This is a genomic window from Streptomyces sp. NPDC048671 (assembly GCF_055587045.1).
On record NZ_JBVJHB010000001.1, the window covers coordinates 466,407 to 479,081 of the forward strand.

13 protein-coding genes are annotated in these 12,675 nt (G+C 67.4%); 9 read left to right on the forward strand and 4 right to left on the reverse strand.

Annotation, left to right across the window (positions count from 1 at the left end; genetic code table 11):
- Nucleotides 1–15: 15 nt before the first annotated feature.
- On the forward strand, nt 16–1,425 hold the full coding sequence (gene glnA, locus ACZ6S6_RS02170; protein ID WP_469703206.1) for a type I glutamate--ammonia ligase: 1,410 nt from the start codon (nt 16–18) through the stop codon (nt 1,423–1,425).
- A 21-nt stretch (nt 1,426–1,446) separates the two neighbouring features.
- On the opposite strand, the gene ACZ6S6_RS02175 is transcribed toward glnA, so the two are convergent.
- Both ACZ6S6_RS02175 and ACZ6S6_RS02180 read right to left on the reverse strand, forming a co-directional pair.
- On the reverse strand, nt 1,447–2,547 hold the full coding sequence (locus tag ACZ6S6_RS02175; protein WP_469703208.1) for a tyrosine-type recombinase/integrase: 1,101 nt from the start codon (nt 2,545–2,547) through the stop codon (nt 1,447–1,449).
- Nucleotides 2,537–2,980 carry a helix-turn-helix domain-containing protein gene (locus ACZ6S6_RS02180; RefSeq protein WP_469703210.1) on the reverse strand — a complete coding sequence of 148 codons (444 nt, stop codon included), beginning with the start codon at nt 2,978–2,980 and terminating at the stop codon, nt 2,537–2,539. Before ACZ6S6_RS02180 ends, ACZ6S6_RS02175 begins: the two co-directional genes overlap by 11 nt.
- Nucleotides 2,981–3,072: 92 nt before the next feature.
- Here ACZ6S6_RS02180 and ACZ6S6_RS02185 point away from each other — a divergent pair, with 92 nt between their 5' ends.
- The 8 genes from ACZ6S6_RS02185 (at nt 3,073) to ACZ6S6_RS02220 (ending at nt 11,579) form a co-directional block, all read left to right on the forward strand.
- Nucleotides 3,073–3,282 (forward strand): helix-turn-helix transcriptional regulator, encoded by a 210-nt coding sequence (locus ACZ6S6_RS02185; protein WP_469703213.1) that lies wholly within the window; start codon nt 3,073–3,075, stop codon nt 3,280–3,282.
- 95 nt (nt 3,283–3,377) lie between these two features.
- Nucleotides 3,378–3,677: a hypothetical protein gene (locus tag ACZ6S6_RS02190; RefSeq protein WP_469703215.1), complete on the forward strand. Its 300-nt coding sequence runs from the start codon at nt 3,378–3,380 to the stop codon at nt 3,675–3,677.
- Complete coding sequence (locus ACZ6S6_RS02195) at nt 3,674–5,086, forward strand: DNA primase family protein (protein WP_469703217.1); 1,413 nt, start codon at nt 3,674–3,676, stop codon at nt 5,084–5,086. Before ACZ6S6_RS02190 ends, ACZ6S6_RS02195 begins: the two co-directional genes overlap by 4 nt.
- 208 nt (nt 5,087–5,294) lie before the next feature.
- Entirely contained in the window at nt 5,295–5,561 is a 267-nt protein-coding gene (locus ACZ6S6_RS02200) for a hypothetical protein (protein ID WP_469703219.1), read from the forward strand.
- The gene (locus tag ACZ6S6_RS02205) at nt 5,558–6,154 is read left to right on the forward strand and encodes a hypothetical protein (protein ID WP_469703222.1); all 597 of its coding nucleotides are present in this window, start codon (nt 5,558–5,560) and stop codon (nt 6,152–6,154) included. Before ACZ6S6_RS02200 ends, ACZ6S6_RS02205 begins: the two co-directional genes overlap by 4 nt.
- A 336-nt stretch (nt 6,155–6,490) precedes the next feature.
- Entirely contained in the window at nt 6,491–6,835 is a 345-nt protein-coding gene (locus ACZ6S6_RS02210; protein ID WP_469703225.1) for a hypothetical protein, read from the forward strand.
- On the forward strand, nt 6,832–7,044 hold the full coding sequence (locus ACZ6S6_RS02215; protein ID WP_469703227.1) for a hypothetical protein: 213 nt from the start codon (nt 6,832–6,834) through the stop codon (nt 7,042–7,044). Before ACZ6S6_RS02210 ends, ACZ6S6_RS02215 begins: the two co-directional genes overlap by 4 nt.
- Nucleotides 7,045–7,100: 56 nt before the next feature.
- Entirely contained in the window at nt 7,101–11,579 is a 4,479-nt protein-coding gene (locus tag ACZ6S6_RS02220) for an NlpC/P60 family protein (RefSeq protein ID WP_469703229.1), read from the forward strand.
- Between the two features lie 108 nt (nt 11,580–11,687).
- Here ACZ6S6_RS02220 and ACZ6S6_RS02225 read toward each other — a convergent pair whose 3' ends face one another.
- Together ACZ6S6_RS02225 and ACZ6S6_RS02230 are read right to left on the reverse strand one after the other, a co-directional pair.
- On the reverse strand, nt 11,688–11,882 hold the full coding sequence (locus ACZ6S6_RS02225) for a DUF397 domain-containing protein (RefSeq protein ID WP_469703233.1): 195 nt from the start codon (nt 11,880–11,882) through the stop codon (nt 11,688–11,690).
- Nucleotides 11,846–12,538, reverse strand: a complete 693-nt coding sequence (locus tag ACZ6S6_RS02230; protein WP_469703236.1) for a DUF5753 domain-containing protein — start codon at nt 12,536–12,538, stop codon at nt 11,846–11,848. The genes ACZ6S6_RS02225 and ACZ6S6_RS02230 overlap by 37 nt, the downstream gene beginning before the upstream one ends.
- Nucleotides 12,539–12,675: the final 137 nt, after the last annotated feature.

Here is a 12,675-nt window from a genome sequence, read left to right on the forward strand (position 1 = left end):
AGTAGGAGGAGTTGGATGTTCCAGAACGCCGACGACGTGAAGAAGTACATCGCCGACGAAGACGTCAAGTTCATCGACGTCCGGTTCTGCGACCTGCCCGGTGTGATGCAGCACTTCACCATCCCGGCGGCGGTCTTCGACCCGACCGAGGAGCTCGCCTTCGACGGCTCGTCGATCCGCGGCTTCCAGGCCATCCACGAGTCCGACATGGCGCTCCGCGCGGACCTGTCGACCGCCCGTGTCGACCCCTTCCGCCGCGACAAGACCGTCAACATCAACTTCTTCATCCACGACCCGATCACCGGCGAGCAGTACAGCCGTGACCCGCGGAACGTGGCCAGGAAGGCGGAGGCGTACCTGACCTCCACCGGTCTCGCGGACACCGCGTACTTCGGTCCCGAGGCCGAGTTCTACGTCTTCGACAACGTCCGTTTCCAGACGTCGGCGAACGAGAGCTTCTACCACATCGACTCCGAGGCGGGCGCCTGGAACACCGGGTCGGAGGAGAACAACCGCGGCTACAAGGTCCGCTACAAGGGCGGCTACTTCCCGACCCCGCCGGTCGACCACTTCGCCGACCTGCGTGCCGAGATCTCCCTGGAGCTGGACAAGAACGGCCTCCAGGTCGAGCGCCAGCACCACGAGGTCGGCACCGCCGGCCAGGCCGAGATCAACTACAAGTTCAACACGCTGCTCGCCGCGGCCGACGACCTGATGCTCTTCAAGTACATCGTGAAGAACGTCGCCTGGCGCAACGGCAAGACCGCGACCTTCATGCCGAAGCCGATCTTCGGCGACAACGGCTCGGGCATGCACGTCCACCAGTCCCTGTGGGCCGGCGGCGACCCGCTGTTCTACGACGAGCAGGGCTACGCGGGCCTCTCGGACATGGCGCGCTACTACATCGGCGGCATCCTGAAGCACGCCCCGTCGCTGCTGGCGTTCACCAACCCGACGGTGAACTCCTACCACCGCCTGGTCCCCGGCTTCGAGGCCCCGGTCAACATGGTGTACTCGCAGCGCAACCGCTCCGCCGCGATGCGCATCCCGATCACGGGCTCCAACCCGAAGGCCAAGCGCATCGAGTTCCGCGCCCCGGACCCGTCGTCCAACCCGTACCTCGCCTTCTCGGCGCTCCTGATGGCCGGCCTGGACGGCGTGAAGAACAAGATCGAGCCGCCGGAGCCGATCGACAAGGACCTCTACGAGCTGGCTCCCGAGGAGCACGCCAACGTCCAGCAGGTCCCGACGTCCCTCCCGGCCGTCCTCGAAGCCCTTGAGGCGGACCACGAGTACCTCCTGGCCGGCGGCGTCTTCACGCCCGACCTGATCGAGACGTGGATCGACTTCAAGCGCACGCACGAGATCGCCCCGATCCAGCTGCGCCCGCACCCGCACGAGTTCGAGCTGTACTTTGATCTGTAGAGATCAACAACGCTTTGACCTTTAGGTCTGCTCTGCGGACCCCATGCCAGTCCGCATGGGGTCCGCAGCTTTGTTGATCTTGCCCGCCATGACGGCTTCGACGGCACTCCTCGTGGACTCATCCGAGTCGGGCCAGAGGTGACCGTATGTATCCAGCGTGGTCTTCGCGGACGAGTGCCGCAGCCGGTGCTGCACCACCTTGACGTCCGCCCCCGAGGCGATCAGCAGTGAGGCGTAGTAGTGCCGCAGGTCATGGAACCGGAAGTCAGCCGGCAGTCCCGGGATGTCGCCGCGGACGGCCCGTATGCGGCGCTCGATCGCCCACGTGCTCACCTGCTCGCCGGCGCCGTGGGTCAGCACGGTGACCGGACCGCCTTCGACCGGCCGCGGCAAGGCGTCGACGAGCGTGTCGGGGATCGGGATGAACTCCTGGCTCATCTCCGTTTTCAGCGGCTCGGCTGGGTACTGGACTGCGGGCCGGATCTCCCGGACGTCGAACTCGACGTCGGTGCGCCGTAGCCCGCACACCTCTCCCACGCGCAGGCCGGCGAACGCGCCGAGGAGCACGGCCAGCTGGTACTTCTCACCGAACGCTTCGTACAGCTGCCACACCTGCTCGGTCGTCGCGACGTATGGCCGCGGCTTCCCGCCGCCGGGGCTGGTGCGGCGTGAGCACGGGTTAGACGAGACGATCCCGTCGTGCACGGCGTCCGTCATGACCTGCGACAGCCGGTTGTGCAGGGCGAAGCGGTACGACTGCTTGCGACCCTCCTTCTCAAGGCGGGCCAGCCAGGACTTCACCATGCTGGGCTTGATGCTTCCGACCGGCAGCGGCCCGAACTCCTTCCGGATACGAGCCAGGTGCACCTTCGCCTGCCGCACAGTCGAGGTGCGATTCCCCGCGTAGCCAGCGGCCCAGGTGTCGCACCACTCGTCGACCGTGACCTTGCGCGCCTTCGGGTCGAGGTACTGCCCGGTGACCAGACTCGCCGTTTCCTCGTCGAGCCAGCGCTGCGCGTCAACCTTCCGGGCGAAGTGCCGGGCATGCTCCCTGCCAGCCGGGTCTCTGTACCGCGCCCGCCACTTACCGTTCGGGCGTTTCGCGATGCTCTTACTCGCCACTGGCGTCCTTCCTGCTCATCCGTTCCAGCGCCTGCAGCTCCCTTGTCAGGGCATCCTTGCGATCCCTCACGCGTGGAAGCTGCTGTTGGGTCGAGGCGAACGAGGCCATCAGCTGTACCTCTTGCAGATGCAGCTCATTGATCTCGTCCCGCACTCGCCCGGTCCTCTGCTCAAGTTCAGCAGGCGACACGTAGGCCGGGGCGGGGTTCAGCAGAGGATCAATCTCCAGGTTCAGCACCTGCGCGAGCGCCGCCACTTCGGCCAGGGGAACCGGGCGCTGCGCCGCCTCGATCCGGCTCACAGCCAGGGCCGACACATCCTTCCCGAGCACCTGACCGAACCGTGTAGCCAGGTCGGTCTGCGTCCACATTCGGTTCTCTCGCGCTGCTCGCACCGTCTTGCCGAAGACCTGCGGAAACTCCTCAACTGTCATGACGCGACAGTACCGATATCGACAGCAGAGATCAACGATGCTAGCGTCAGCCATCGTAAGGGGATAGTTCGACTATCACGAGGAGATAGCGCATGTCTGAGTCTCTGCTTCAGAGGCGCGTCAGGCAGTACATGACCACGGCTGAAGTGGCCGAGCGCTACAGGACTGCTGAGAGCACGGTGCGGTACTGGAGGCACATCGGCTACATCCCCGGCGGCGTCAAGCGCGGCCGGAAGGTTCTCTACGACGCCTCCGTGCTCGACGCGTGGGACGCGGAGCAGGCCGGAGGCGCCGCGGCATGACCGGAAACGCGAAAACCCGCCACGTGCAAGGTGGCGGGTTTCCCGAAAATCGCGCGGTGGGCGCTCCGCTCACCGTAGCGCAGGAACCGCCCGAGATGGAACCGGAGGAAATCCTCCGGGACTACTGGGCGGAAGCGAAGACCCGGTACACCGAGTACGACTACCCGCGCTACGGCTCCCCCGAGTGGCGCGAGCTCCCCGCGGAAGACCCCCGCAAGATGGCCGGCCTGGTCGCGTTCGCCGAGATGTGGCGGAAGTACGGCGACGACATCACCACCACCTACCACCAGGCCATGGCCCCACCCCCTCTCTGGCAGCGAGCCACCACCGAAGCCTGCGACAAGGCATTCAAGGACATCCTCGCCCAGCGGCGACACAGGAAGGAGGCAGCGTGAGCGAGCCGAAGCTGCGCCCCGTACCCCAGGCCCCGCGCCTGGCAGTCGTGCCGGTCCCACGCCAGTCCCACCGCGGGCACCTCCGCATGGCTGAGCGGTTCGTCGAGGAGCACACCCTCGACCTGCGGCACGTCCACGGCATCGGTTGGCACCAGTGGGACGGTGCCCGCTGGAAGGCGGACGAAGAGCGCGTAGACATCGAGGCCGCCATCAACACCACGAAGCGCGCGTTGGCCGACGTCCTCGACATGCCAGCCACCAAGGAACGGGACGAGCTGTACGCCGACGTCCGCAAGTCCGAGAGCGCGTCCGGCATCGAGGGAATGCTAAAGCTGGCCTCAGCGATGCGGCCCGTATCCGCCGCGTCTCGGGCCCTCGACGCCGACCCGTACCTGTTCAACACCCCGGTCGGAACCGTCGACCTGCAGGGCGGAACGATCGCGGAGAACAACCGCGACGACCTCATCACGAAGGTGGCCGGCGGGCCCATCGGGGCCGAGCTGAACGCCGAATGGGAGAAGTTCCTCGAACGGATCCTGCCCGATCCGGACGTTCGATCGTTCGTCCAGCGGCTCTTCGGCTACGCGATGCTCGGCAAGCAGACCGAGCACGTCATGCCGATCTTCAACGGCACCGGCGCGAACGGCAAAGGCTCCCTGCGTGACGCCGTCATGGCCGCGTTCGGGGACTACGCGATCGAGGTAGACCCCTCGCTGCTCATGGAGTCCAAGCACGAGCGGCACGGCGCGTTCAAGATGCGGCTACGTGGCGCCCGGCTGGCCTTCTGCTCCGAGACCGAGAAAGGCCGCAAGTTCGCCGAAGCCACCATGAAGCGGCTCGTCGGTGGCGACCCCATCGAGGCGAACCTGATGCACAAGAATCCCATCACGTTCGACCCGTCCCACACGCTCATCATGCTCACCAACCACCTGCCCGCCGTGTCTGGCGACGATCCGGCCGTGTGGCGTCGCATCCTCGTCGTCCCGTTCGACGTCGTCATCCCGGAGAGCGAGCGGGACGGCGGCCTGCCGGGACGGTTGAAGGCGGCGGCGCCTGCCGTGCTCGCCTGGGTATACGCGGGCTGGCTGGACTACCAGGGGCAGGGGCTCAAGCCGCCCGAGGCCGTCCGCGTGAAGACCGAGGAGTACCGAGAGGAAAGCGACGCACTCGGCCGCTTCCTGAAGGACCGCACCATTGACTCGCCCCACGGCCGCGTGCGCTCGGGAGAGCTCTTCACCGCCTGGTCCAACTGGTGTCACGGCAACGGGATCGGGTCCGAGGAGATCGGCAACGCGGTCACGTTCGCGGCCTCGATGAAGGCCCGTGGCTTCAGCAAGAAAGACACCAGCGTCGGGGCCGTCTGGCTCGGCCTGATGCTTGCCGGGAGCGAGGAGGACGAAAGCCCCTGACCTGCGGAAGTGGTGGGTTGTGGTGGGTCCCCCGGTTTCTCTCCATCTGTGCACGCGTGGTGAGTTTCGGAAAACCCACCACAACCCACCACCTACCACTCTCTCGGCAGTGACGCAGACCAAGACAAAAGCGGCAGCAAGAAGAGGCCCGAGCCACTTCCCTCGTAGCCAGCCATCGGTAGCAGCAACCAGCGACAAGGAGAACCCCGTGACCGACATTGCTCTCCTCGGCTACGAGGTGGCCGCCGCCGCGCTGTCCGGCGACCGGGACGCCCTGGCCAGCCTCCTCGCCAGCACCCCCGTCATCACGACCGCGGCAACCGCCGAACTCGCCGTCATGACCCTCGCGTCCGTCGTCGACAACCTCCTCGACGACGCCCAGAAAGCCGACGTCCTCAACCAGATCCGCGGCTTCGCCCAAGAACGCCGCGACTTCAACCACATCATCACCAGCCTCGAAGGAGACCCGTCATGAACACCGAGCAGATCCGCGCCGAACGAGACCGCCAGCTCAACACCATCCGGGCCCGCCGCGACCTCAACACCCGCGCCCAGCAAGTCGCCATCGCCCGCGCACAGAAGACCGCCGAGGACCAGCTGAGCAGCCTCCTGCAGCAGGAGACCGAGCGCTACCACCGGCAGCGCAGCAGCCTCGAACGCAAGCTGTTCGGCGGCGACGACTCAACCGGATACAACGCCCTCTCCTCCCGCGACGCCCGCGAGAAGGCCGCCAAGCTCACCGACCCCCGCGAAGCGAAGGCCGCGTTCGAGCGGGCACAGCGCGCCGGCGACACCGACATGGTCAAGGCCATCGCCGCACACGCAGCGGACAACGCCAGCTCCAACCTGGTCGGCGAAGCCTGGCAGCCCGTCGTCTCCGCCTACGCCGAGTCCACCCCCGGCAAGGCCGACACCTACAAGACGCTGACCGAGCTGCGACAGCCCAACACCGGAGGCGACTGGAGCTACGCCATCGACACGCCCCGCGAGCTCGGCAGGCTCACCGCAGCCCAGGTCACCCAGCTCGCCGACACCGACCTGACTGTCCACGGCAACGACGCAGCCTGACAGTCACCACAACGTCGACGTCAACGTCACCGAAGCGAACACGACGAATCGCGCTTCGGAACGATGGTGGGTCACCGCCAGTCCACCAGCGTCGACCCGCGGTCCGGCCGGCTCCAGGGCGGCCGGACCGCAACCGATCACCCTGGGGGGATACCCCCTCCCGGCGATCTTCAGGGATCGGGGCCGTATAGCACCTGACCCCGTGTGACCCCTGAAACGATCCTATGCAGCCCGCTGACCTGCGGGTTTGTCCGTAGCGGCTGACCGTCCGTTCAGTAGCCTTGGAGGTACCTCGTGCCCCGTCTCGACATCGTTGCAGGTCAGAGCGATATAGCCGTGACACCCCCGCCGGAGGGGCTCGGCGAGAGCGGCTCCCGGTTGTGGGAGTCGGTGGCCGAGCCGTTCGACCTCGACGTGCATGAGCAAGCGCTGCTGCTGCAGGCGTGCCGCACGGCCGATCTCCTCGACCGGCTGTCGATTGAGGCCGCGGCCGGCCCGCTGACGGTGGTGAACTCGAAGGGGGACCGGGTGACGAACCCAGTGGTGACGGAGTCCCGTCACCAGTCCCTGGCGTTGGCTCGCCTGCTGGCGTCGCTGCGGGTGCCGTCGGGCGAGGCGGACGAGCGCCCGCAGCGTCGTGGGGCGGCCCGCGGCAGCTACGGCGTCCGTCGGGCGGTATGAGGCGCCGCAAGCCGGATGTCTCCACCGGCTACCCGCCGCAACTGGCCGAGTTCAACGTGGCCGACTGGTGGGTGACTGACCCGGAGGACCCGCTGCAAATGGAGTACGCCCGGATCACGTGGGGTGCGGCTCGCCGCGCGTATGCCTCGGGAGGGGACTGGCAGAGCCATCTGGAGCCACCCGTGTGGTGGGAACTGCGCAACAAGTGAAGTACCAGATCTGACCTTCAAGGGCCCGCGCCAGGACTGCTCGAAGGGGGCAGCTCATGGCGATTTCTGTGGGGTCCGTCGAAGTCGACGTCGTCCCGAACGCACGAGGTATCTACAACCACCTGCGCGGTGCGTTGGTGCCTGCGGCTACGCGGGCCGGTGACGATGCCGGCCGTGCCGCCGGGCGTGCGTTCGGCCCGGCTATGTCGGGTGCCGTCGACAACACGGTGGCTGCGCGCATCGGTCAGCAGCTCGGGCAGCAGATCGCTGCCCGTATCGCGGCCCAGATCCGGGGGTCGCTGACCCAGGGCATCCGGCAGGGCGGTGCGGCTGCGCGCGGCTCGGCGACGCAGCAGGGCAATGAAGCGGGCGGGGCGTTCGGGACGATGTTCCGCCGCCGGGTGCAGGCTGCTCTGGCCGCGCTCCCGGACATCGACATCGGGGCGGACACGACCGAGGCGGACGCCGACATCAGGGCGCTGCGTGTCCAGCTGGAGACGCTGACGTCTCAGCGCATCGGGATCGATGTGGATGCGGTGACGGCCCGCCGCCAGATCGACGAGCTTGAGCGGGAGCTGACCCGCCTCGGTGCGCAGCACCCGGACGTCGCGGTACGGATGAACACGGCGGCGGCTACAGCCCAGCTAGCTGCGCTGCGTGCGGAGATCGATGCGCTCGACGGCCGGGACGTCGACGTGAGGGTTGATCCCACAATCCGTAGCTTCGGCCTGCTGGTGACGTCGGCGGCGGCGTTCGGTCCGGCGATCTTGCCCGCTCTGCCGATTGTGGCGGCCGGCCTCGGTGCGGTGGCTGCGGCGGGTGTGGCTGCGGGTGTGGGCATCGGGTCGCTCGGTGTCGTCGCGGTGCCAGCGTTGAAGGACATTGCCGGTGCGTTGCAGGCGCAGAAGGCGGCCCAGGACGCGGCGACGTCGTCGACGAACTCGGGTGCCGGTGCCGCTGTTGCGGCCCAGCAGCGCGCCATTCAGATGGCTGGGGCGACCCAGGCACTGGCTACGGCGGAGCGGAACGGGGCCCGGCAGGTCGCGCAGGCGCAGGAGCAGGTGACGAAGGCCCGGCAGGCAGCCGCTCAGGTGGCCGCTCAGGCCGCGCTGCGGACCCAGCAGGCGGCCCGGCAGGTCGAGGACGCCGAGCGGGCTCTCGTGGACGCACAGAAGGCGTCCCGGCGGGCGCAGGAGGATCTGACGGCCGCCCGTAAGTCTGCGGCCGACCAGCTGCGGGACCTGAACGACCGGCTTGCGGGGTCCGCCCTCGACGAGCGGGCCGCGATCCTTCGCGTGCAGGAGGCGCAAGAGCAGCTGGCCAAGACGACGGCGGCCGGCTCGAAGGCCACCCAGCTTGAGCGGGACCAGGCGCAACTGTCCTACGACCAGGCGGTGCAGGGTCTCGCGGATCAGCGGAAGGAAAACACCCGGCTGGCGGCCGAGGCGAAGGCGGCGAACAAGGCCGGCGTCGACGGCTCCGACCAGGTGAAGGCCGCGCAGGAGCGGATCGCTGGCGCTCAGCAGCAGGTCGTAGACCGGGCTCGGGCGGTGAAGGACGCCCAGGCGGACGCGGCCCGTACTCAGGTGCAGAACGCGCAGGACGTGGCGGCCGCGCAGGAGCGCATCGCGGACGCGGTGGAGAACGTGGGGGTGGCCCAGCAGTCTGCGGCGGATTCGATCGCCTCGGCTCAGCGTCAGATCGCGTCTGCGTCACGGCAGGCGGCGGGCGGGGTGGATGCGGCGGCGGCCGCGCAGGCGAAGTATCAGGCGGCGTTGGCTGCGATGACGCCGGCAGCGCGGGGCACGTTCAATGAGTTCGTGTCGCTGCGGTCGGCGTTCACGGCCTGGTCCCGCAGTCTGCAGCCCGCAGTGATGCCGCTGTTCACGCGGGCGCTGGTCGGGTTGCGGAACGCGCTGCCGAGCCTCACCCCGTTCGTGCTGGCCGCGGCTCGTGGGATCAAGACGTTGCAGGACCGGGTGTCGGCCGGCTTCAAGTCGCCGTGGTGGAAGGGCTTCAAGAAGGATCTGGCGGGCTCGGTCGAGCCCGCGGTCGTCGGGCTGGGCGCTTCCTTCGGCCGCATCTTCAAGGGCATGGCCGGCGTCATCCAGGCCTTCCTGCCCCACATGGATTCCATCAGCGGGTCGATGCAGCGGATCACGGGCCGGTTCGCGAAATGGGGCAGCAACTTGAAGGGGTCGCCGGCGTTCGAGCGGTTCCTGTCGTACAGCTCGGAGCAGGCCCCGTTCCTCGCTGAGACGCTGGGCAACCTGCTTGCCGCGTTCGTGCACCTCGGTGTCGCACTGGGCCCGATGGCGGGCACCGCCCAGTCGTTCGTCAACGCACTCGCGACCGGCATCAGCGCCATCCCGACGAACGTCCTGACGGTGATCGGTGTGGCGTTCGCGTCCATCGCGATCGGGGCGAAGCTGGCCGCTCTGGCGATGGGGATCTGGCGGGGCGCCGTCATGGTCGCGGGTCTCGTCACGGCCCTGATGACTGGGGAGACGCTCGCCCTGAACGCGGCGATGCGCGCGAACCTCATCGGGCTCATCGTGACGGCGGTCCTGGCCCTGGTCGTCGCGTTGGTCTACGCGTACCAGAACTGCGAGACGTTCCGGAACATCGTTCAGGGTGCCTGGGAGGGCATCAAGACCGCGGTCAGTTTCGTCTGGAACACCATTCTGAAGCCCACGTTCGCCGCCCTGGTGGTCGCTTTCCGGGCGGTCGGCACGGCGGCGTCGTGGTTGTGGACCACGATCCTCGGGCCCGTCTTCGGGTGGATCGGGGCGGCGGCGCGCATTCTCGCCACGATCGTCCTGACGATCCTCATCGCCCCGCTGGTCATCGCGTTCAAGGTGCTGGCAGCGGCTGCGAAGTGGCTGTGGAGGGTGGCGATCGGCCCGATCTTCGGCTGGATCGGTGACCGGGCGTCCTGGCTGTGGGCCAAGAAGATCAAGCCTGCCTGGGATCTCATCAGGGCGGCGATGGGCCTCCTCGGCGCAAAGATCAAGGAACTCTGGAACACCTACGCGAAGCCCGTATTCGGGTGGATCGGTGACCGGGCTTCCTGGCTGTGGGAGAAGCGGCTCAAGCCCACCTGGACGCTGATGAAGCTCGGCATGGGGCTCCTCGGCGCCAAGATCAAAGAGCTGTGGGATAAGTACGCGAAACCGGTCTTCGGGTGGATCGCAGACAAGAGCAAGTGGCTGTGGGACAAGGGACTCAAGCCCCAGTTCGACCTGATGAAGAAGGGCATCAAGGCTGTCGGTGACAGCTTCGGCGTTGCGAAGAACTTCATCAAGAAGGCCTGGGACCAGGTCAAGAACATCGCGAAAGTCCCGGTCAAGTTCGTGATCGACAAGATCTACAACGCGGGCATCGTCCCGACGTGGAACACGATCGCGGGGGCTTTCGGTGCGCCGAAGCTCGATAAGTTCCAAACGAAGGGCTGGGCCCGGGGTGGTGTTCTGCCGGGGGCGTCGTCGTACCGGCAGGGCGACGACCAGTTGGTGCCGATGCGCCGCGGCGAGGGCGTGTACGTTTCCGAGGCGATGCGCGATCCCTTTGAGCGGGCCCGTCTCCATGCCGTGAACTCGGCCGCGATGAAGGGCAAGCCGCTCGGCCAGTTCCAGGGTCAGGGGTTTTCCAAGGGCGGCATCTTCGACTGGGTCAAGTCGAAGGCGTCGAAGGGTGTCGACCTCGCGAAGACCGGGGTGTCGTGGCTGAAGGACGGCATAAAGGCATCCGCGACGGCTGGCCTGAACGCTGTGGTGAAGCCGCTGATCGGAAAGATCTCTGGGTCGGCGTCGGTGTACCGCGACATGATCTCTGGCGTTCCGAAGAAGATGATCAAAGACATCGTCGGGTACTCCGGTCAGGCGGACACCAAGCTTGACGCCGCCGGCATCGGCGGCGGCGGGTTCAAGTCCGGTCTGAAGTGGGCCCGGACACAGGCGGGCAAGGCCTACCAGTGGGCGGGCAACGGCAACCCCTCGTGGGACTGCTCCGGGTTCGTGTCCGCGATCGAGTCCGTCATCCGGGGCGAGCGCCCGCACCGCAGGTGGGCGACCGGGGCATTCTCCGGGAAGCAGGCCCCATCGGGGTGGGAGCTGAACGGCAAGTCGCCGTACATGATCGGCATCACCAACGCCGGTGTCGGCCACACCGCAGGCACGCTCAACGGCGTCAACGTGGAGAGCCGCGGCGGCGACGGCGTGGTCGTCGGGAAGAGCGCCCGTGCTTGGAACAACAACCTGTTCACGTCGCACTACGCCTACAAGGGCAAGTACGACTCGGGCGGCTACCTGCAGCCCGGCCTCAACCTCGCCTACAACGGGACCGGGAAGCCGGAGCCGGTGTTCACCACGGGGCAGGCCAACGCTCTGATGGGCGGCGGAACCCAAGGGGGGATTGGAGATCTCTCCGTTCAGGTGTGGGTGGGTAGCGAGCAGATCACCGACATCGCACGGGCAGAGGTTCGCCGCTCAAACGGCGAGCTCGTGCAGGTGCTGAACGCGGGAGGTGGTCTGTAGGCCCCGCCCTCGGGCATGATGCAGGGGTCCGGACATGCAGAAGCCCCCGCCGCAATTCTCCTGCGGCGGGGGCTTCCTGCTGCCTTGGATAATATCCAAGGCACCTGGTCACACCTGGTGGGTCTTGGCCCAGTCGACGAGCGACGACCAGGCCGCCGGCCGAAGCGGTATCCGGGCACCCTGGGGGCGCTTCGAATCCCGGACCAGCACGCCATCCTGTGGCCGCGCCCACTCGACACACGAACCAGAGTCCGTGAACGAACTCTTCACCCAGACCAGAGCATCTTCTGAACTTCCGTGCACAGCGTTCTCCTCGCCGTGTCGATCAACTCAAGTGACGCTGCCGGGGGCAGTGCACTTGCTTGCAGATGATCGTATGCGGCCGAGTACGCGGCGATGTCCTCCGGCCGTGTGGTGATCATCGAGCCGGTCAACTGCTCGGTGAACACCACCCGCTGCGGGCCCACCCGGTACGCGGTGAACGCCCCCGACAGTCCGGGGTGTCCCTGGCAATCGATGGGCAGCACCTGCAAGGTCACGGACGGCCGCAATGACACGAGGGTCAGCAGGTGTTCCAACTGCTCCAGGAGGACGGCCAGCCCGCCGACCGGGCGCCGCAGCACCTGCTCGTCGATGATGAACCAGGCCCGCCGGTCCGGGGCGTAGCCGAGCGCGTCGATGCGGGTGCTGCGACGCTCCGCCCGGTCGGCAACGTCCTCTATCGGGAGGGCGGGTGCGGCGGCTGTGATGGCGCTGGCTGCGTACTGGTAGCTCTGCAGCATCCCCGGCATGAGCGTGGGATGCCAGGCCTGAATCTGGTCGGCCGCAGTCTCAAGCCGAACCAGGCGTTCGATGTGGTCGGCTTGCGAGGCCTCGCAGCCTGCCCGCCATAAGCCGGCCTTGGATGGGTCGCGGGTACCGCGTACAAGGTCCGCGGCTTCCTTGCGGTTGGGCTTCACCGGTTCTCCTCCGGTCGTGCCTTCATGGTCAGGCAAAGCTACTCCTCGTGTGCAGTGAGTCACACCGCAAGATCCGAATTCGATGGACTGACAGGGCCGGTGTCACCCCGGGGTGTCACCTCGCGCGCGCACACGCA